This is a genomic window from Ekhidna sp., assembly GCF_965228795.1.
GTDB lineage: Bacteria > Bacteroidota > Bacteroidia > Cytophagales > Cyclobacteriaceae > Ekhidna.
In genome coordinates, this window is record NZ_OZ245839.1 from 3,104,544 (window position 1) to 3,125,249 (window position 20,706).

Genomic DNA, 20,706 nt, shown 5'->3' on the forward strand with positions numbered 1-20,706 from the left:
CAAGCAGAAGAAGCAACCAAAACCCACGTGCCATCCAATTCTTTATATTCGAAGGCTTGGAGGTATCATCCACTTTGCAACATTCTTTCATAGCATTATTCTTTTATCAAATAGCATAATTGAGATCCCCGGTATGAACATCCAGTGACCGGGGACTCACCACCACTCACTTAATCACCGCTTTGTTTTCTCCACAGGTGAGCATGGCATCACCGAAGTAAGGATTTTTAATTTCCTCTACTGCGCTCAACCAGTAGGCCCCTTTGTTATCCCTGGCCATTGGGCAATACTGGTAATAAATCGTTTCACCAGTTGTACCAAACATCTTGATAGCACTGTAAAGCGCATCGCTAAAATCCGCAAAGGCAAGGCGCTGCTTTTCTATGGCACTGCCTGACTCGATGTTACCCAGTGTTGTTTTCAGCGTTTTTAGACTGTTCATCCACTGGTTGTGCATTTCTCCTTTAACCAGGCTCATATCCACTTTGTCCAAAGCCGATTTAACACTACCAGCCTGTTTCTTGGCTGCCGTAGCATCTGTTGCTAAAAATGCTTTCTGCAAATCAAGATGTACTTGGTACACATTGGTTAGTTGCTGCTTAAAGTTTTCATCGACTGACATGTCCATTTTCTTGGTGTTTTCTGAAGAGCTCTCATCATGGCCCTCATGTTCACTCCCGGATGCAGGCTTCTTTTCTTCGCTCGAACCTCCATGATTATGACCCATAGATACTTTGCCTCCTTCCGGATTCATCATGCTTTTTTCTCCTCTAAGCTGTGCGGCCGCATCAATTTTGAACACTCCGTTTGTAGCTACCATTTCCCCCTCACTTAGTCCGGATTCTACCACGTAGTAGTCACCTGCATCAGCTCCCAGGTCAATTTCCCTAAACTGAAACATATTATTGTGATCATCGGTCATCACGTATACCACTGCCTTTTTACCTGTCCATAGAATGGCTGATTTTGGTATCACTAATTGATCCCCTGATCCCGGAAGCATTGTTTTTAGTATTCCATCTGCAAGCATTTCTGGTTTGAGGAGATCTTTAGGATTATCCAGTTCTGCCCTTACTTTGGCAACTCTTGACATAGGATTGAGTACCGGATCGATAAATGTTACGGTTGCATTAAACTCACGTCCCGGAATGGACTTGATTGAGAATTTGATCTTATCACGCATTTTTATCCATGGAATATCTGACTCATACGCATCAAACATGACCCAAACATGACTGAGGTCTACTACTTCAAATAGTGCCGTACCTTCTTTTACATAGTCGCCCAATGTCACATGACGCATGGTGACTGTACCTGTAATGGGTGACAGCACATCAAAATAGAAATCTACATCTCCGGATTGCTCTATTTGGTCAATCTGTGCTTCCGTAAGGTCCCATAGTTTTAGTTTATTTCTTGTCGCCCGATAATAGCTTGGGTTCGTTTCTTTAAACTTCATCGCTTCAAATAACTCACGCTGAGCAGTTACTAGCTCCGGAGAGTAGATTTTGGCCAGCACCTGCCCCTTGCGCACTTTCTGCCCCGTAAAGTTTACCATGAGTTTCTCAATCCTACCCGGATAGCGGGCAGTTAGTTCGGCAATATTGCGCTCATCCGCCATTACCTTCCCAGGTAAGTACACTTCCTTATAAGGGGCTTTTCGCTCAATAGTGCTCATCTCTACTTCGGCAATTTTCATGGCTGCATTGGAAAGTTTGACTGAATATTGACCAGCTTCTCCATCGTCCTCATCTTGTTTCATTGGGATAAGTTCCATGCCACATATTGGACAATTTCCCGGCTCCTCCCTTTGTATCTGTGGGTGCATGGAGCACGTCCATGTAGTCCCATCTGCATGGTCCATGGCCGAATGATCAGTAGGGAGTTCTTCCAGACTTTCACTACCGCTTCCCCCAATGAGCAACCAGCCAATCAGAATGCCAACAATCAGTACCCCCAGGTATGAAATTGTTTTTTTACTATTTATTATTTCTAGAATCTTCATTTTTAAAGCTGTTTTCCAGTGATATAATTGATGTATGCTACAAAAGTGTTTTGATCGGCACGTGCCTTCTCCAATTCGAGTTCGTACCTAAGCAGCTGTCGTTCCATTCTCAGCACTTCTTCAAAATCTGCACCCGCAGTGGTGTATTGCGCAACGAGTATGTCCAGCGACTGGGTTGCATAGGCAATGAGTCTGTTATAAAGAGCCACTCTTCGTTGAGCATCTGCGTAATCACGCCAGGTTCGCTCTAATACAGTTTCTAACTCATTTTCTTTGTCCTCCTTGCGATAATTCACAGAAGTCTTAAGCAACTCTTTCTCCTTGATCATCGAGCGATATTTGTTCCTGTTTAGGGGTATACGGACCCCAACTTGAGGGAAAATCAATGCATCTTTTCCGTTATCAGGAACATCCATATCCGTTCTTGGAGAGATACTGGTGTACGAAAGTCCAAGATTAAAAGAAGGTAGGCCCATTTTTTGTGCTACATCAATCTCTGCATCCAAAGCTGACATTTCAAATTCAAAACCTCTTAATGTTGGATTATGTGTGATGATTGAATCCAGCAAAACGTTTCTCCCTTCGTCAATCAAAATTGTTTCCAGTGTATCCGGCACCTCTATGCGTATTGGTGTTTCTTCGTTGAGCAGTTCATTGAACTTGGCTTGGATCGGTATTCGCGAATCTTCCAGGTAAAGTAACTGGTTATTCAGTTCGTCTAAATCCATTTCAACTCTAAGCAAGTCAACCGCACTTCCTGTATTAGACTCTAATCTGACATTAGCCAGTTCCCTAAATGATTCGAGTAACCTTACATTTTCCTCTGTAATGGCTATCGCTGCTTCAAGTACATATAAATCATAATAGGTTGAGCGTACGTCAAAGAAAATGCTGTTCTTAGCATCTTCAAATGCTTCAAAACGAGCCTTTGCCAGCATGGCTACTGCTTGTTCCTGAGACTTCAATTGCCCAAACCATGGGAAAGCCTGACTTAGTGATATGCCTGCATTCTGTGCTCCAACCCGTGTTTCTACCGGACTGGTGAAGATGTTGAACATTACAGTTGGATCCGGTAAAGCCCTGGCTTGTGGCATACGTTCGAGAGTAGCCAGATAGCTATTAAATATCGACTTAAGCTCAGGATTGTTCTCGGCTGCAATTTTGAGATAACCTTGTAAAGGTTCCTCTAATTGCTGGGTCTGAGCCATTGTGTTGCCAATCGGGATCAGCAGCCACAAAAGCATGATTATATTGATTTTTATCTTCGTTTTCATGTTATACTGATTTTGATTGTTTTTTGAATGACCTTTCCTGCCACATACAATACAATACGGGTACGACAAATACGGTAATGGCTTGGACTAACATTCCTCCGAAAGTGGGAATGGCCATAGGAACCATTATATCAGAACCTTTACCAGTCGAAGTAAAGATGGGAAGCAGAGCAATGAGTGTAGTGGCGGTTGTCATGATGGCCGGCCTGATTCTCAGCTTACCAGCGTGAAGCACTGCCTCTTTTACCTCGGCCACATCACTCGGTTTCCTTTCTTTGAAAATCTGCTTCAGATAGGTTGCCATTATGACGCCATTGTCGGAGGCTACACCGAATAGGGCAATAAAACCTACCCACACAGCCACACTTAAGTTTACTGTGCCTATCTGAAAGAGATCTCTCAGGTTTATGTCAGCAAGGGAGAAGTTTAGAAACCAACCTTGTCCGAACAGCCATATCAAAAGGAATCCCCCTGAAAATGCCACAAACACTCCAGAGAAAACCATCATGGTGGTAGAGACATCTCCAAACTGGAAATAAAGAATAAGAAAAATGGCAAGCAGACATATCGGGACAACCAGAGCAAGTCTTTTAGTCGCCCTGATCTGATTTTCATAGTTACCGGTAAATTTATAAGACACACCAGCAGGAAGCATAAACTCACCGGCATCCATTTTTGCCTGAATAAAGCGTTGGGCTTCTTCAACCACATCCACCTCTGCTTCACCTGCCTTTTTATCAAAAATGACATAACCGTTCAAGAAGGTGTCTTCACTCTTGATTACCTGTGGGCCTCTTCGATAAGTGATGTCCGCCAACTCTATCAATGGAACTTGAGCTCCTGAAGGGGTAGGGATCAATACTTTTTTTACATCCTCCGGATTGTCTCGATACTCACGTGCATATCTTACCCTAACCGGAAAACGTTCTCTGCCTTCTACAGTAGTGGTCAGCTTTATTCCCCCTATGGCTACTTCCACATAGTTCTGGAAGTCTTTCATTGTCAGCCCATAACGCGCTATGGCCTTACGATCTACATCAAATTCCATATAGGGCTTGCCCACAATTCTGTCTGCAAAGACTGAAGAAGCTTCAATACTCGGTACCTGCTGTAGTATTTTTTCCAGCTGAAGCCCTACACGCTCGATAGTCTCCAGATCAGGACCAAACACCTTAATACCAATGGGTGCCCGCATTCCTGTGGACAACATTACTAATCGGGTCTGGATAGGCTGGAGCTTTGGTGCAGAGGTCATACCAGGTATATTGGTAGCCTTCACAATCTCAGCCCATATATCATCAGGAGAGCGGATATGATCACGCCATTGCCTAAAATATTCTCCCTTTTTGTTGTCAATTACCAGTTCGTCTTTCTCGATTTTTCTAAAACCGTCTCGCTCCGGGTGATAGGTACTTCCATCTTTTAACAAGTAGTTCCCTTCTTTATCGGTTTTAAATTGCATCCTATGCCCATTTTCGTCCACCATGTACTCGGGTTTATAATTAATGGTATTCTCGAACATGGAAATGGGTGCCGGATCAAGAGCTGAGTTCACCCGTCCCCACTTACCTACAACCGATTGGACTTCAGGGATCTGGGCCACATATCCGTCTACCTTTTGAATCACGTCAATATTTTCTTCAATACCGGAATGGGACATGGTAGTGGGCATCAAGAGGTATGAGCCTTCGTCCAAAGCAGGCATAAACTCTTTTCCAATTCCAGGAAGGGTTTTATTAAGTGACTGCCAAAACCTAGTTTGTCGAATCTCCCAGCCTGTTTTTTCAATGGAATTACCTATTGCACCAAAAGCACCCTCAAAACCAATCCAGGTAAGTATTCCGAATAAAAAGACGAAGATTGGGAGTATGAAAAATTTCCACTTATTGTCAAGGCACCACCTAAGAATAGGGGTATAGTATTTTACCAGCAATAGTAATGAACCAAGTACGAGCAATATTGCTCCTCCAACAAACAGAAAATTTGTAAATAGACTATTTTGTGCGCCAAGCGGCAGCCATTCACGAGTTAGAAAAGCTGCAACCGTCAGCATGATAATGGCAATATTGAGATATTCAGTAAGCCAAGTCCATTTTTCAGGTATAAACTTCTCTACAATATTGTTGATACCAAGAGCCATAAGGACAATTCCGAGCCAATTTCCTGCTGAGATTAGAATGAGTAACCCTAGTGCGATAAGGGCTGAATTCCATATCCTTTTTGTCCTTTCCTTTCCGACCTTTATGGAAAACAACCAGTGCGCCACAGCGGGTATCACAACGAGTCCTACAAACAGGGCAGCCAGCATTGCGAATGTCTTGGTGAAAGCCAGAGGCTTGAAAAGTTTACCTTCTGCTGCTTGCATGGCAAAAACAGGAAGAAAACTCACCACAGTGGTGGTAAGGGCAGTAATAACCGCCGATGCTACTTCTGCAGTGGCCGTATAGATAACCTCTAGTTTTTGCTTGCTCGAAATACCTTTGTTTTCTGGCAAATCCAGATGTCGGAGGATATTTTCAGTAAATACAACTCCAACATCCACCATTACCCCAATGGCAATTGCGATCCCTGAAAGAGCAACAATGTTAGCATCTACTCCAGCATATCTCATCACTATAAATGTCATTAAGACTCCAATAGGGAGTAAACTGGAGATGAGAATAGAGGCTCTCAGGTTCATAACAACAATGATTACCACAATGATGCTTATGAGTATTTCCAGGGTTAGTGCCTCTTCCAGTGTACCTAAGGTTTCCTTAATCAACCCGGTACGGTCATAGAATGGAACTACAGTCACTTTTGAAACAGTACCGTCAGGAAGGACTTTTGAAGGTAGCCCCGGGGATATCTCTTTGATCTTTTCTTTTACATTTTCTATTACCTCAAGTGGATTGGCACCATACCGTGAAACGACAACAGCTCCAGTAGCTTCTGCTCCTCCTTTATCAAGACCACCTCTTCGTGTAGAAGGACCAAAATTGACAACAGCTACATCCTTGATTCGAATGGGTGTATTGTTATGCTGCGTGATTACTGCTTCTTCAAGGTCTTCCAGGGTTCTGATATACCCCAAACCTCTGACTAAGTACTCAGCTTTGTTGTATTCAATAGTGCGGGCTCCCACATCCAGATTACTTTCCTTTACAGCACGCATGATTTGAGCCACGTTTACATTGTACTCCTTCATAGCCACTGGATCAATATCCACCTGGTATTCTTTTACAAATCCTCCGATGGCTGCTACTTCTGATACTCCTGAAGCCGAGGTGAGTGCATATCCCACATAAAAATCTTGTATGGTTCGCAGTTCTTGAGGATCCCAACCTCCTGTCGGCTCACCAGTTTCAGGGTTACGTCCTTCCAGTGTGTACCAGTAGATTTGTCCCAATGCCGTAGCATCCGGACCTAAAGCAGGTTGAACTTCAGGAGGTAATGTCCCTGCAGGAAGTGAATTCAATTTCTCCAATATTCGGGTACGACTCCAGTAAAATTCTACATCATCTTCAAAAATGATATAAATTGTAGAGAGTCCGAAGATTGAATTACTCCTTATAGTTTTTACTCCGGGCACACCTAGAAGTGCAGTGGTCAACGGATAAGAAATCTGGTCTTCTATATCTTGCGGAGACCTTCCCATCCATGTAGTAAAAACAATTTGCTGATTCTCCCCAATGTCAGGGATGGCATCAACAGGTACCGGGTCGCGAGGAAAATTCTCCATCTTCCAGTTAAATGGTGCAGTTGCCACCCCCCATCCTACAAAGATTAGCACAATTAGTGCTGTAACCAGCTTGTTCTCTAAAAAGAACCTGATCAGTTTATTAAGCATAATGAAATATGTTTTAACAGTTAGAAGAACTAGACAAAATAGTGCAATCTAAAGCCTCTTTAAGTGGAGAACAGTGATGCATCTTAATTGTGTGTAACTATTAAAGAAGAAAAGACTGATGCCTGGCGAGTCTGTCAGGAACAGTCAGCGGGTGAATAAGATAGGAGTGGTCTACAAAATTGTCTTGAATGAATACCTGAACGAGTGTAGGAATTTCAATTGTTTGAAGTAATACCTGTTCAGGAGGGTCTATCGATTGAAAAGATATTTGGGTGTTTTCATCGTGCTGCAGTATCTCTTGTTCCAAGTCACAGCAACCTGATGGCTTTTCCGTCTCTCCACCACAACAGGAATGAAGTTCTTTGAAAAGCCCAGCTTCTATCAGTTCTCCACCGCAAAAATGCTTGGCGAGTACCAACCCCCCTGATGAAGAGAGGATAAGGAAACTGAAGAATATTACTAAAAACCTTTTCACGTAGTATTTTCTATTTCTAGCTACACCAACGTAAAATTAGTTATATGTATTCATGAAAAAGTTACGAAATTTTTATTAAAGTTTATGGTTTGATGATTATTTGAATGAACAGATTGCAGTATTAAGCATCTTTAGAGGTAGAATTAGTGATCGGAAATGACCATACTGTTGATTGGGGATTTCGAATGACTTGCCTATAATGGGCAGACTTTTGGCTCTTCCTAGCTATGAGTTCGCTTTCAAGCTGCCTACAGAGAAGCAAAACTTTACTCAGCGCTTGCTTATCCATCCATGAAGGATACAAACAGGTGATTGTAGTCTAAAACCCCTATTTATTTCTTATATTTAATGCTAGGAATACCCTCTGAAAATGCGATTATTCAAACTCTTTCAAAGCGAGTTCGAGAGTTAATGGATAGAGATAATACACTCGCATTGAAAACAGTAAGACAAGCCCAACCAATCTTACGCTTTATTAGTATCTCAAATACTTAATTTTGAGGTTGAGGATTTTTTGTCGACTAGTCAAGAGCCTTTAGTCGTATTCGAACCAATGACCTACTGATTACAAACCACCACCATCCTTATTTAAAGGTAGATTAATTAAGAAAAACTAATGCGACAGTTATAGCGACAGTATCAAAACGAAAAAGCCTGTAAGTCAGATACTTACAGGCTTATAATGCAGTCCGTAGGGGAATCGAACCCCTGTTACCAGGATGAAAACCTGGCGTCCTAACCCCTAGACGAACGGACCGTGTTTCAATAAATATCTTTTTCGTCAAGAACATTGCTTCAAGTAAAGCCAGGTTTTACAAACCTGTCGCCCTGACCGGGCCGTGCCTAACCCCTAGACGAACGGACCGTGTTTCAATAAAAATCCCAAATCAACAGGTGGTCTTTACCACCGTGCTTGTTTTGGGAGTGCAAATATAGAATGTCGGTTCAGTTTTGCAAAGAACAAATTTGAAAAAATGATAATTTTTATTTTACGACTTAATCAAAAGCCTCTTCATAGATCGAAACACCCAGCAGGTATGTATTTACGATCAAGTTTTTGTTCTTCTTGACAGATTCTTTCAACGAATTAATGGAGCTGTCCTTAGATATAGCTAACTCATCGTAAGGAAGCGTTTGGCCTATAATCAGACCGCTTACGGCAAGGCCACAGACTAAAGCAAGTGCTTTTAATGATCCATTAGATTTTGCGTTCTTGGTCTTCATGATTAGCGTTGTTTAATTCATTAGTATCCAATACTTCAGAATTATTACAAACTAAAACGAAAAAAAATTAAAAAGGCTACAAAAATTTATTCCCATTGAGCATTTATCCTGAAAAAGAAGTGGGATTTGTTCATAAAAAAGGGAAGCATTTGCTTTCCTATCTTGTCGGGGTGGCAGGATTACTCATACCCTCAGGCATGCCGTACATCCCCTCGTGAATCTCGCTACGCTCGATTTCAAACTGCTTCGCAGGTTCTCATCTGCATTTTGCTCATAAAAAAAGGGAAGCAAATGCTTCCCTATCTTGTCGGGGTGGCAGGATTCGAACCTGCGACCCCCTGGTCCCAAACCAGGTACACTAACCGGACTGTGCTACACCCCGTTCCCGACATTCTTCGGTCCCGTTTTCCAAAACGGAACGCAAATGTAGAAATTCAATTTTTAATTTGCAGCATGCTTGGATATTTTTTCCGAGAAAAAATAAATTAATTGCTTACTGAATAAAAAGTTCTTGATCGTCACTTGAGTGATAATATTTTTATCTCTCTCAGATATTAGACTATTTTAGTTTTAATATTTGAGCATTAGCTCAATTGCCGCCTCTTTTTGGCAATCTTTAGGGAAGTTAGCTCAGTTGGTTTAGAGCACCGCCTTGACAGGGCGGGGGTCGCTGGTTCGAATCCAGTACTTCCCACTTCTTAAACAGATCCTGTTTTTTGAACTTATTAGGCGGGGGTCGCTGGCCGGTACGCCGGTCCGATCAAATCCAGTACTTCCCACTTCTTAAACAGATCCTGTTTTTTGAACTTATCAGGGTCGGTACGCCGGTCCGATCGAAATGCGAAGCATTAACAAGGGGGTGTACGGCTTGCCAAGGCGTTTGAGTAAGTTAAACCTATGTCGATTTTCCCTTTAGAGAACGGATGAGAATCAGTTGGACGGTTCGCCCGCGGCTATCGAAAGCGAAGCTTTACGAAGGGTGTCATGTATTAGTGATGACTAACCAATACTTTCCTCCCTCACCCTAAAAAAATAAAGAGCAACCATACACCACCTAAAAAGTGCCAAAACATGAACACATTATAAGCGAATTGTCGCGATTTGGAATGAACTCGATATTCCCTGATCTTCCGAAAGACTGAGATCAGCAAGATCAGGCCAACTGAGACATGGATAAAATGAATTAATGAAAATGGGAATAAGATATTTCTGAATGATAAATTGGCATTTAGTAATTCCTGCCATCCGATAACCTGCAGCACCGCGAAAAGCAAACCGAAAAGAAGTCCTAATCCGGTAAAACGAAAAGCCTTTTCTATTTCGTCCTCCTTAATTTTTAACTGGCCTATTACTATTAGCGCACTGCTGACTAGAATAAACCATGTGCCAACTTCATAAACAGTCGGGATTATTAGTTCGGGAAGCTTTTGAAGAAACCAGACAAGAAGAAGTGTGATGAATATTAAAGAGCTGGTAAGAATGAATAATTTAGTCATTTGCCTCCCGGCGTTAATCATCCGCTGCTTCTCTTGCAGTCGCTCTTGAATTATTTCTCTTTCACTCATAGCTGTATCGATAATAACTGGCTTTGGTAAATCAATGTTTCAGTGTCCGCATCATATTCCTGTCTTTTCTTTTTTCCTTAGCAATCAACTAATTTGGAGGTATGAGAAAAAAGCTGAAGAAGATCAAACCAATCGACCTGGTAAGACCTGACAAGTTACTTTTAACAGGATTGAAGACACTTACAGAGTTGACGCTTACGCCTGTAAATATGTATGCTGATCTTAAGGCTAAATCAAAAGGAAAAGCTGAGATCACCTTCATTGGTGAAAAGAAACTCGAAGAAGCTAAGGTTCAGCTTTTTACTTTCAACGAACAAGAAATAAGCGAATCAAACGAAAAGGACTTTTCATCAATGAGTTCTATGGTAGATCCTAACATCTACTGGTTGAATATTCATGGTCTGCATGAAGTAGAGCTTATTCAAAAGCTGGCAGGCATAATGAATATGGATCGCCTCTCTGTTCGACATATTCTTGATACTACTCAGCGACCAAAGGTGGAAGAGTTTGATGACTACCTTTTCTTCAACGTCCGTTCCATTTTACTTGATGAAGAAGATCAATTGGATGTGGAACAGTTGTCTTTTGTGCTTGGTAAAAATTATGTGATTTCATTCCAGGAAAAGGAGAGTGACCACTTTGATGACATTAGATATAAGATACGTGAAGGTGTTGGTTTTGTAAGGAAAAGAACTTCCGATTATTTATTAATTCAATTACTGGATGCTATCCTGGATAATTTTTTCGAGACAATTGAAGATATCAATGAGGACATAGCTCAACTAGAACAGGAGGTTTATAAGGATCCAAAACAGGAAACACTCTTTGCTTTGGAAAAAAGTAAAAAAAGAGCAGACATCATTAAGAAGTCACTCACCCCTCTTTTCGAATCGATCAATTACATTTTAAATAACCGAACCTCCTTATTTCAAAAACCAAATATTAAATACATCAATGACCTTCGGATGAGCTGTGCCAATGCATTAGAAGAAGCAGACTCAACAGCGAGATCCCTCGAAAGCCTTACAAACATCTACTATGCTTCCCTTAGTCAGAAGATGAATGAGACGATGAAAGTACTGACGACCGTTGCTACCATCTTTATTCCGTTAACATTTATAGCAGGTATCTATGGAATGAATTTCGAGTATATGCCGGAGTTAGGATACCGAAATGGCTACTTTATAGTCTGGGGTGTCATGATATTCATCTTTGTGGCAATGATTATTTACTTCAAACGCAAGAAGTGGCTTTAGCCTCAGATAGCTCAAAATCAATCACTTACGCATCACATCTCTTATTTTTGAATCCGCCTTTGCAGAAATTATAACATTTATTGATTTACCTAATCTTTAAAAATTGGGCGATTATCTACACTCTACCTCACTTCAACGAACAAAATTGCAAGTGGAAATTATAATGTCTTACTTCAAACTCATAACCAAAAAATTTCCACCATGGCTGTTTTCACTTTAACCAAAAAACAAAAAGGCTTAATCAATAAAAGCTTTGTGATATGCTCAATGGGATTAGTCCTTTCTCTACTAGTAGTTAATATCCTCTTAGGCTAATCTCCTGTAAAAGTTTACACTGTCAAACAATAAATTTCTGCTTTCAAAAAAGGTCACTCATTTTGAGTGGCCTTTTTTTATTCGAATTTGTGGATAAACAGGAAGTCCCGATACTAACTTTACTCCATGGATCAAATCACCAAACTCATTGAACAACTAGAAGCAAATTACTTCGTCCAGGTTGCCATCACATTCACCATAATTATTCTATTCCTGGCATCCAGATGGGTAATCAAAAAAAGTATTAAAAGACTAGCAAACAAATTTTCCTATGATCCAAATAGAGCAGCAGCCACCAAGCGCCTTATAATAGGTGCGCTGTACACGTTTGTAATTTTGCTTCTCATTATCATTTGGGGTGGTGATCTGAATAATCTTTGGATCTCTATCGGGAGCATTCTGGGTGTGATCGCCATAGGATTCTTTGCCATCTGGAGCATCCTTAGTAACATCGTTGCTGGAATCATCATCTATACCATCAATCCATTTAAAATCACGGATACACTAGTATTGGTAGAAAAGGAAGTAACCGGCAAAGTGATTGACATTGGCTTGATCTATACCAAACTTCAGGATAAAGACGGAATTTTCACCGTGCCTAACAATGTATTTTTTCAGCAGATAGTGAAGGTGAAAAAACCAAAGTAGTGGTTAACTACCTCCCTCTTGTTTGATAAAAAAACACAACAATGAAGGGCAAAATCAAATCGCTTGCTTCTGACAAATACTTACTTCCAATCAGGGAGCAATTGCTCCAAATGCTGAAGCCAGAGGATCGTATTATTGATCTGGGTTGTGGCTCAGGAGACTTCCTAATCAAAGCACATTCGAAAATTGAGTTTGGCCTGGGGGTAGATGGGTCACGCCAGCTCATCAAATATGCTCAAAAACAAACGAAGGATTTGAATATCCACAACCTCACATTCGAGCACCGAATGATCGATCTGCATTTCAAACCGAATGAGCACTTCACACTTGCCACAGCATGTCTCTTCTTCCATGTTCTTCCACAAGAGCTTGCCATTCAAATATTAAAGTCGTCAACAAATTATTCCGAAAGACTAATTATCTGCGCCTTTGCTCCTTCGGAGAATAAGAAACAGCGATTGTTGATGTGGCTGGATCAGCGATTTACCTCCCATTACAATCACTATCGGGAGTATTGCCAAAATGGATACATGGAGGGTTTAATTGAAAAGTGTCAGCTATCCATTGATGAGATAACCGACACTTTCGATCCAACATTAAAAATTTACTCGCTGAGTCATTGAATTACTCTGTTCGCAAGGACTCAACAGGATTTACCCTGGAGGCTCTTGCTGTCTGATAAACGATTACTATTCCGGCTATTAAAATGGAAGCAATAGCACTGACGATAAAGAGTCCCACACCAATATCTGTACGATAAGCAAAGTTGTCCAGCCATTTATTCATCAGAAGCACAGTAATCGGGACGGATAACACAATCGCAATACCTATCTGAATCGAAAATCCTTTAGCTAATAACCGGAAGATAGAGACAGGGGATGCTCCCATTACTTTTCTGATTCCTATTTCCTTCACCTTACTATTTACCACTAATAGAGATAAGCCCAGAAGTCCGAGTGAAGCAATTACTATGGACAAGATCGTGGCAACTGTAATCAGTTTGTTCATACGTGCTTCGCTTTCATACTGAGATTTGATTTTCTCATCCACAAACTCATAATTCCAACGCTCATTAGGAAAGGTTGCTTCCCATTCTTGTTGTAAAATGTCAGTGGCGTCCAGCAGGTTGCTTCCCTTGTACCTAAATACCAGCTTTGGTATAAAGGAATCATTGATATCTAAATCTGAGATGCCCATCAAAATTGGCATTGGATTTTGAACAATTACTAAAGGTTCTATTGAGCTGTGCAAGGATGAAAAATGAAATGCCTCTGTCACTCCCAAAATCTGATGATCACCAAAATCATCATTGGGCAATTGAGCTCCTACCGGATTCTCAAGTTCTAAAAGCTCAACGGCTGCCGGATTTAGTAAAACTCCCTGATGTTCATCCAAGGTGTTGCCCGGCTCAAACAGCCTTCCCTCCTTCACTTGAATGTTAAACAATGAAAGGTATTCCGGATCGGCAACCAATAGTCTGAAACGTTTGAAATTACCCTCTCGATCATTGAATCCGTAATGCGCCCAACCATTGCTGCCAAAGACGTGACTTCCCATTCCTATTTGGGTAATCTCCGGGTATTTCTCAAGTCTTGCCTTTAACAGCTCACCATTCTGCATGGCTGTGCTTGTAAGCTCCGGGATGCGTTGTGCTTCCGGACTTGGGTTTAAATTGGCAGAAACCACCGCATCATACTTGATACCGATATCTTTGTTTTGAAGATAGCTTACCTGCTTTCGAATGAGCAGCGAGGTACTGATCAGGAATACAGTGATAATGAATTGAAAAACGATCATTCCTTTTCGCGCTTTCACCTTTTCAGCAGACTGCCCTCCACCATGAAGCACAGATACCGCTTTAAACCTCGAATGAATCATGGCCGGATATATGCTGGAAGCAAAGCCAATCAGTACAGCAAGACCCAGGTACATAAACACATGCCACCATTCAAACTCAAGCACCAAATCCGTTCCGGTAAGCAGGTTGAAGGTTGGAACCATCAGGTATGCAATCAGAACACCGATGATCATAGCAATCAAAGTAAGAAGAATACCTTCGATTAGATATTGTGTGGTTAGTGCACTTCCAAAAGCGCCCAACACTTTCCTCACTCCCACTTCCTTCGCTCGTTTCAGCGATTGACCAATGGAAAGGGTTGCATAATTGATACACGCAATGATGATTACCAAAAGTCCAATAGCTCCCAAAATCCCAACGTACTGAGGATTCCCTACCGGGGCATAACCCAGTGGTACATCGGGGTTAAGATGAATATCAGTTAAAGGTTGAAACTCGATGTTGTACTGACCTCTTTGGATCGGCTCTCCTCCCATATCCATGTCAGCCATAAAACTCATAATAAGGTCCTGAGTTTTATCATCAAGACTAGCAGGATCCACACCCTCATCCAGTAAAATATATGTTTCAGGGACGATATTAAACCAGGCTGTGAATGCCCGCTCACTGTATAAATCCGTCTGCATTTCACTGGAGAGTGCAATATCAAACTGAATACTGGACTCTTTAGGAGTATCATCAAATACCCCATCCACAACAAAGTCCCTTATTTCTTCATTGATTTGAATGGGCAAGGCCTTACCTATCGGGTCTATTTCACCAAAATACTTCTGTGCATACTCCCGTGAAAGTAGCACTCCGCTCTTGGACGAAAATGGCTGATCTTCGCTACCAAACAGCAGGTTAAAATCAAACATTTTGAAGAAGTCCGGGCTGATCACAGCGACTGGCTCATTGATTCGCTTCTCTCCTCTTCCTATCAAGTGTGTCCTCCTGATATATTGTACCCCTCTTTCTATTTCCGGGAAGTTCTCCTCCAGCATGCTTTCAAACCGAAGAGGAGTGGTGGCGTTGTAAAACGTGCGCCCATCTCCATAATCTTCATTGAGCAATAGCCGATAAATCCGGTCCTTTTTAGCGTGGAACTGATCATAGCTAAACTCCTGCTTTACATATAAGCCAAGCAGCAAAAAACACGTAATACCAATAGTAAGTCCGAGTAAGTTGATAGAAGTATTGAACTTATCTCTTAATAATACCCGCCATGCGATTTTGAAGTTGTTTTTCGTAATCATAAGTCCTGATTTTTTGAGTTTGTGATTTCTTCTTAATGCAGATGGTCTGAATGAGCGAATAACCATCCACCAATAAAGCATATCTGCTTTGAGCTTCCCCGTGGAAGTTTTTTGAATATAGATTTCATATAAGTCGCCCTGCAAATCCTCTAATAGGTAAGGGTCACAAAACCACTCGAGAAATCGATCGGCATACTTTGGTGGTTGCTGATTCATGACAAACCTGCAAAAGTCATTTTTGGAAGTTTTTGATAAAGCGAGTAGCGCAAGTCCATGGTCTCATCCAATACCTTCCTTCCCACTTTAGTCAATGTGAACATGCGCTTTCTCCGCCCTCCTCTTTCTTTGGATGCCCCTCCCATCTCGGAGCTGACATATCCTTTTTTCTCTAGTCTTCGCAAAACAGAATGAATGGCTGTGACATCCATATTCCGATTGGTATTCGTCTTAATCTCCTCCAGGATAGCTACTGCGTATGCATGATCCGTGAGTGACCCAACGGTCAAAAGCACTAGTTCTTCCAGTTCGCCTAAATGTTCTCCTCTCATAAGTTTATTCGTTTGATTTTGGGTAGATAGGTTGGAGTGTTTCATAGGATGCTGGTGTCGAATCAATGGTAAATCCGGCAATCCGATACGGACTCTCACCTTCGAAATAAAACCCCATTTCCATCCACTCATTTGATTTTGTTCCCTTAACAATAAGCTTGTATTCCGTCATCTCTTTCCGGTTGGCCAGATACATGATTAATGTACCATCATTCATTTTGATATCTTCAAAAGCAGACATAAGCTTATCGGCTCCCAGTTTCTCTATGAGTTTGGGAGCAAAATATTTTTCAATCGATTCATCCGTGAGATTCCCGGATTTCACAGCGTCTAAAAACCAAATGATCTTAGATCCTGCCGGACTTTCTTTCAGCTGTTCGAATGACTGTTTCCCGGTTTGCTGGGCAGCAACTGAAATAGTTGTTACAAGAAATAGTGAATAGAAAAGTGCCTTCATTTTAAGTTGATTTGTTGTACAAACGTACAAGATAAAAATTAAGTTGTGTATTTGTACAACAAATATGTTAATGTGTGTTAACGAACGATCGTTATGTAATTTTTGTAATTTGAATCCATGGATGCTGTAATTCACATTAAGAATATGGTTTGTCCACGATGCATCGAAGCAGTGAAAGAAGCGCTAAATGATGCTAATGTGGGGTTTGAGCGTGTTTCACTTGGTGAGGCAATCATTAAAAGGCCATTGGATAAAACACAAAAATCAAACCTTGAACCACTATTAAAAGAAAAAGGATTTGAATTGTTAGAAGATAAAACCTCTGCCATCATTAGCAATATCAAAGGGTTAATTATCGAACAAATTCACTATTCCAATGAGCCACTGAAAGTCAACTTTTCTACTTTCTTGTCAGATAAATTAGGAAAAGACTATTCAACGTTGAGTAAGCTTTTTTCTTCAGTAGAAAGCATCACAATCGAAAAGTTCATCACCAAACAAAAGATCGAGCGAGTAAAAGAATTGATCATCTATGATCAGCTGACACTCTCTCAGATCGCCTATCAGATGAACTACAGTTCGGTCGCACATCTCTCCGCACAATTCAAGAAAGAAACCGGCCTAACCCCTACCCAATTCAAGAAACAAAAAGCTCCACAAAGAAGGTCAATCGATAATATTTAGCACTTTTTTGATAAAAACTGCAATTACGAATAATATTTTGTAACTATTTTTACTGCAATTACGAATAATATCAAACATGCTGCTTGATCTATTTATTGAGAGAGATTGGTTTAATACCGTTTAGTTAAGGAAGTTTTTAGCAATTTGATTGAAACCCCTGACCCCTAAAGGGTAAATGACTGAAACTAGTAAGTCATCCCTTTAGGGACTGAGGGTAAGAAAGTCTTAGCTAAACGGCATTGACTGGTTACTTTAGAAATCAAGCAGCTGAATAATGTAGAAAGAATAGACCAATGAAAAAGACAAAACTGGGCGAGTTTGAGGAGATGGTGCTGCTAGCAGTGATTCTGCTAAAGGAAGAAGCATACGGTGTAGAAATAAAGAAGGAACTAGAGGATAGATTAGGTGAGCGTTTGAGTGTAGGCTCTATTCAGTCAGCGCTTAAACGGATGGAGGAAAAAGGGTTTCTGAATTCCGAATTTGGTGAAGCAACGAATAAACGAGGAGGCAAACGAAAGCGGATTTATAGTGCCACCCCCCACGCCTTTAAAGTGCTGAACGAAATCAAGGAAATCAGGGCCGGATTCTGGGAAAATATTGCCTTGGAGGGTAATTATAAAACCATCTGACTATGTCAAATGTGACACCTCCAAAATGGCCCGGAAAATTCCTGAGGCTTTTCATCAACAAGGACTACCTCGAAGAAATCGAAGGTGATCTGGAAGAGGTTTTTTATGATGATGCTGAGTACCTCTCACTCAAAGAAGCAAGGCTTAACTATACACTTGGCGTCTTTAAGCTTTTCAGACTAAGCCTGATCAAAAATTTAAAATGGATTTATAAAATAGGACTAATCGCTACAACTATGAGAACAATCAGACTTGCTTTTCGCAACTTATTGAAATTCAAAACGCATTCTGCCATCAACCTCATCGGTCTTTCATTAGGTCTTTCCATTGGTGGATTGATTTTGCTTTATGTAATGGATGAGCTCTCCTTTGATAATTTTCACACAAAAGGAGATCGGATTTATAAAGTGGTAACTGCCTCTCCTGAGGGAGGTATGGAGACCAATGCGCACCCTATTGGGTATAAGCTGAGAACTGAATATCCTGAAGTTGAATCGGTGTTATATACTCGTTGGACTTCTTCGGACTTTAAGGTCAACCATGAAGGTAAACGATATGACCATAAGGTATTTTTTGCAAGCGAGGAATTCTTTCATATGTTCTCGTTTCCGCTTGCATCAGGGGACGCCAAAACCGCACTTGAAGATCCATATACAATAGTGATTACTGAATCCCTTGAAGATGTGTATTTCGAAGGATCTGCACTGGGTCAAACGATTACTATGATGGATTCCATTGATTTTATGATAACAGGAGTAGTCAAAGATTTACCCAGAAACTCTCACATTCAATTTGACATACTGATATCCTTTTCAACTTTCCCGGATTTCAGGTATTTCAGCTACAATGAAGGTTGGGGAAATTTTGACGTCCGAAACTACCTTCTCTTAAAAGAAGGAATAGATTCAAAAGTATTTCAATCCAAAGTGAACAGCCTTTACGATGAAAACATTGGTGACTGGTTAGATGAAATGGGTGTAGAATTTACCACGAAGCTGATTCCTCTAAAAGACATTTATTTAAATGAAGATTATTACAATGGATTTGGGCCTAATGGGTCAATCAAGAGGGTGAAAACAGTAACCATAATTGCGCTATTTCTCATTCTTCTTGCTTCAATCAACTACATAAACCTCAGCACAGCCAGGTCTTCGTATCGGTCAAAGGAAGTGGCTGTCAAAAAAATAGTAGGATCTTCAAGAAGAGGTATTTTAAGTCAGTTTATGCTTGAATCATTTCTTTTGACTTTAATTGCTTTCGGAGTAGCCTTAATGGTTATCGCTCTTGTTCTTCCTTTTTTCAATGAGCTGATGCTTAAAGACTATACACTTCAGTCTTTTGCCAGCACACAATTCATCATTGGCATTGCGGCACTCATTCTGATTGTAACATTTCTTTCCGGCTACTATCCTGCATTAGTGATCTCAGGTCTAAAGCCATTAAATGCATTAAATGGAAAATTGGAAAAAGCTTACTCAGGAATTAGCATTCGAAAGCTTTTAATCACCTTTCAGTTTTTCATTTCATCAGCATTGGTGTTAGCTACCATTTTAGTAATAGACCAAATATCCTTTATGCGAAATCAGGAACTTGGGTTTGACAAAGAACAATTGCTGATTATTGATGCGACAGATGCGCCGACCAACAGCTCCAGGGTTGTTCTTAAAAATCAATTGAAGGCTCTTCCTGGAGTTCAATTTGTTACCCACACAAATGCTCTGCCAGGACGACCGGGTTGGCAAGGTCAATGGGCCTATCCTGGTAAGATGGAAGGTGAACAAGTGGATACCGAATATATGGCGATAGATGAAAATTATGTTCAAGCCCTGGGTTTAAATCTGATTGCAGGAGAAAATTTTGACCCAAGAAAAACATCTGAATTAGATGAAGGCTTAATTATCAATGAAACATGTGTCAGAGAAATGGGCTGGAATAGCCCGGAAGATGCAATCGGAAAGAAAATCGTATCACCTTCAGGTACGCCTGAGGGAACGGTGATCGGCGTGGTGAAAGACTACCACGGATTGGGTCTTCAGGAAAATATTTGGCCAAAAGCAATGGACTATGCCGGAGACAAATGGGGCAGATATTATGCCATCCGATATAGTGCGGATCAAACATATGATCTGATCAAAAGTGTTGAGAAAACATGGAATAAAACATATGCCAGTTATCCATTAGAATATTTTTTTCTTGATCAGGACTTTGATCGTCAATACCGTGAAGAAAGTCAACTAGCCCAGGTGCTTTCTATCTTCACAGTTGTTGTCATCATTGTTTCTGCAATAGGACTTTTAGGCCTCATTTCATTTGTTGCATTAAGCAGAACCAAAGAAGTTGGGATTAGAAAAACGATGGGAGCCAGTATTGGTCAAATCATTTATATCTTATCAAAAGAATTCATTTATCTGGTAATACTAGGAAACCTTCTTGCCATTCCTTTGATCTGGTACTATGGAAACTTGTGGCTAAATGATTTCGCATATCACACTTCTATAAACCCTTTGAATTTTGTGATCGCGATTATCATCACAGCTATAATCGCATTTTTAACAGTAAGTATCCAGACCTACAAAACAGCTAAGATGAATCCGGTCAATGCGTTGAGGTATGAGTAAATTCAAATAAGCCCAAATTACGCGATAGGCGTAATTTGCCCGAAGGGACGGACGAAGTAAACTTGTCTGTCTGTGACCGCAAGCGT

15 protein-coding genes and 3 tRNA genes are annotated in these 20,706 nt (G+C 40.9%); 7 read left to right on the forward strand and 11 right to left on the reverse strand.

Translation table 11 applies throughout. The annotated features are described in order from the left end of the window. Positions 1 to 166: 166 nt before the first annotated feature. The 7 genes from ACQK2H_RS14000 to ACQK2H_RS14030 form a co-directional block, all read right to left on the reverse strand. Positions 167 to 2,005, reverse strand: a complete 1,839-nt coding sequence (locus ACQK2H_RS14000) for an efflux RND transporter periplasmic adaptor subunit (protein ID WP_350206091.1) — start codon at positions 2,003 to 2,005, stop codon at positions 167 to 169. 2 nt (positions 2,006 to 2,007) lie between these two features. Then, entirely contained in the window at positions 2,008 to 3,279 is a 1,272-nt protein-coding gene (locus ACQK2H_RS14005; protein WP_350206092.1) for a TolC family protein, read from the reverse strand. Between the two features lies 1 nt (position 3,280). Further along, positions 3,281 to 7,108: an efflux RND transporter permease subunit gene (locus ACQK2H_RS14010; protein WP_425391998.1), complete on the reverse strand. Its 3,828-nt coding sequence runs from the start codon at positions 7,106 to 7,108 to the stop codon at positions 3,281 to 3,283. Between the two features lie 100 nt (positions 7,109 to 7,208). After that, complete coding sequence (locus ACQK2H_RS14015) at positions 7,209 to 7,583, reverse strand: HYC_CC_PP family protein (protein WP_350206094.1); 375 nt, start codon at positions 7,581 to 7,583, stop codon at positions 7,209 to 7,211. Positions 7,584 to 8,268: 685 nt separating this feature from the next. After that, positions 8,269 to 8,340 (reverse strand) — tRNA-Glu (locus tag ACQK2H_RS14020). A 239-nt stretch (positions 8,341 to 8,579) separates the two neighbouring features. Continuing rightward, positions 8,580 to 8,807: a hypothetical protein gene (locus ACQK2H_RS14025; protein ID WP_425391999.1), complete on the reverse strand. Its 228-nt coding sequence runs from the start codon at positions 8,805 to 8,807 to the stop codon at positions 8,580 to 8,582. Positions 8,808 to 9,114: 307 nt separating this feature from the next. Continuing rightward, a tRNA-Pro gene (locus ACQK2H_RS14030) sits at positions 9,115 to 9,189 on the reverse strand. 237 nt (positions 9,190 to 9,426) lie between these two features. Here ACQK2H_RS14030 and ACQK2H_RS14035 point away from each other — a divergent pair. Then, positions 9,427 to 9,501, forward strand: a tRNA-Val gene (locus ACQK2H_RS14035). Between the two features lie 325 nt (positions 9,502 to 9,826). Here ACQK2H_RS14035 and ACQK2H_RS14040 read toward each other — a convergent pair. Further along, positions 9,827 to 10,372, reverse strand: a complete 546-nt coding sequence (locus ACQK2H_RS14040; RefSeq protein ID WP_425392000.1) for a hypothetical protein — start codon at positions 10,370 to 10,372, stop codon at positions 9,827 to 9,829. Between the two features lie 101 nt (positions 10,373 to 10,473). Here ACQK2H_RS14040 and corA point away from each other — a divergent pair, with 101 nt between their 5' ends. The 3 genes from corA (at position 10,474) to ACQK2H_RS14055 (ending at position 13,214) form a co-directional block, all read left to right on the forward strand. Further along, positions 10,474 to 11,628, forward strand: a complete 1,155-nt coding sequence (corA, locus tag ACQK2H_RS14045) for a magnesium/cobalt transporter CorA (RefSeq protein WP_425392001.1) — start codon at positions 10,474 to 10,476, stop codon at positions 11,626 to 11,628. Positions 11,629 to 12,069: 441 nt separating this feature from the next. After that, positions 12,070 to 12,591: a mechanosensitive ion channel domain-containing protein gene (locus ACQK2H_RS14050; RefSeq protein ID WP_425392002.1), complete on the forward strand. Its 522-nt coding sequence runs from the start codon at positions 12,070 to 12,072 to the stop codon at positions 12,589 to 12,591. Positions 12,592 to 12,632: 41 nt separating this feature from the next. Next, the gene (locus tag ACQK2H_RS14055; RefSeq protein WP_425392003.1) at positions 12,633 to 13,214 is read left to right on the forward strand and encodes a class I SAM-dependent methyltransferase; all 582 of its coding nucleotides are present in this window, start codon (positions 12,633 to 12,635) and stop codon (positions 13,212 to 13,214) included. A gap of 1 nt (position 13,215) precedes the next feature. On the opposite strand, the gene ACQK2H_RS14060 is transcribed toward ACQK2H_RS14055, so the two are convergent. The 3 genes from ACQK2H_RS14060 to ACQK2H_RS14070 are packed head-to-tail and all read right to left on the reverse strand — an operon-like array spanning position 13,216 to position 16,689. Continuing rightward, entirely contained in the window at positions 13,216 to 15,900 is a 2,685-nt protein-coding gene (locus ACQK2H_RS14060) for an ABC transporter permease (RefSeq protein WP_425392004.1), read from the reverse strand. Then, a complete protein-coding gene (locus ACQK2H_RS14065; protein WP_425392005.1) occupies positions 15,897 to 16,232 on the reverse strand; it encodes a PadR family transcriptional regulator in 336 nt (111 codons plus the stop codon). The genes ACQK2H_RS14060 and ACQK2H_RS14065 overlap by 4 nt, the downstream gene beginning before the upstream one ends. 4 nt (positions 16,233 to 16,236) lie before the next feature. Then, positions 16,237 to 16,689 carry a hypothetical protein gene (locus ACQK2H_RS14070; protein ID WP_425392006.1) on the reverse strand — a complete coding sequence of 151 codons (453 nt, stop codon included), beginning with the start codon at positions 16,687 to 16,689 and terminating at the stop codon, positions 16,237 to 16,239. A gap of 117 nt (positions 16,690 to 16,806) precedes the next feature. On the opposite strand from ACQK2H_RS14070, the gene ACQK2H_RS14075 reads away from it, so the two are divergent. The 3 genes from ACQK2H_RS14075 to ACQK2H_RS14085 all read left to right on the forward strand — a co-directional run bounded on the left by ACQK2H_RS14075 (position 16,807) and on the right by ACQK2H_RS14085 (position 20,620). Next, positions 16,807 to 17,373, forward strand: a complete 567-nt coding sequence (locus ACQK2H_RS14075; RefSeq protein ID WP_425392007.1) for a helix-turn-helix domain-containing protein — start codon at positions 16,807 to 16,809, stop codon at positions 17,371 to 17,373. 293 nt (positions 17,374 to 17,666) lie between these two features. Then, positions 17,667 to 18,002 (forward strand): PadR family transcriptional regulator, encoded by a 336-nt coding sequence (locus ACQK2H_RS14080; RefSeq protein WP_425392008.1) that lies wholly within the window; start codon positions 17,667 to 17,669, stop codon positions 18,000 to 18,002. A gap of 2 nt (positions 18,003 to 18,004) precedes the next feature. After that, the gene (locus ACQK2H_RS14085) at positions 18,005 to 20,620 is read left to right on the forward strand and encodes an FtsX-like permease family protein (RefSeq protein WP_425392009.1); all 2,616 of its coding nucleotides are present in this window, start codon (positions 18,005 to 18,007) and stop codon (positions 20,618 to 20,620) included. The last annotated feature ends 86 nt before the right edge of the window (positions 20,621 to 20,706 follow it).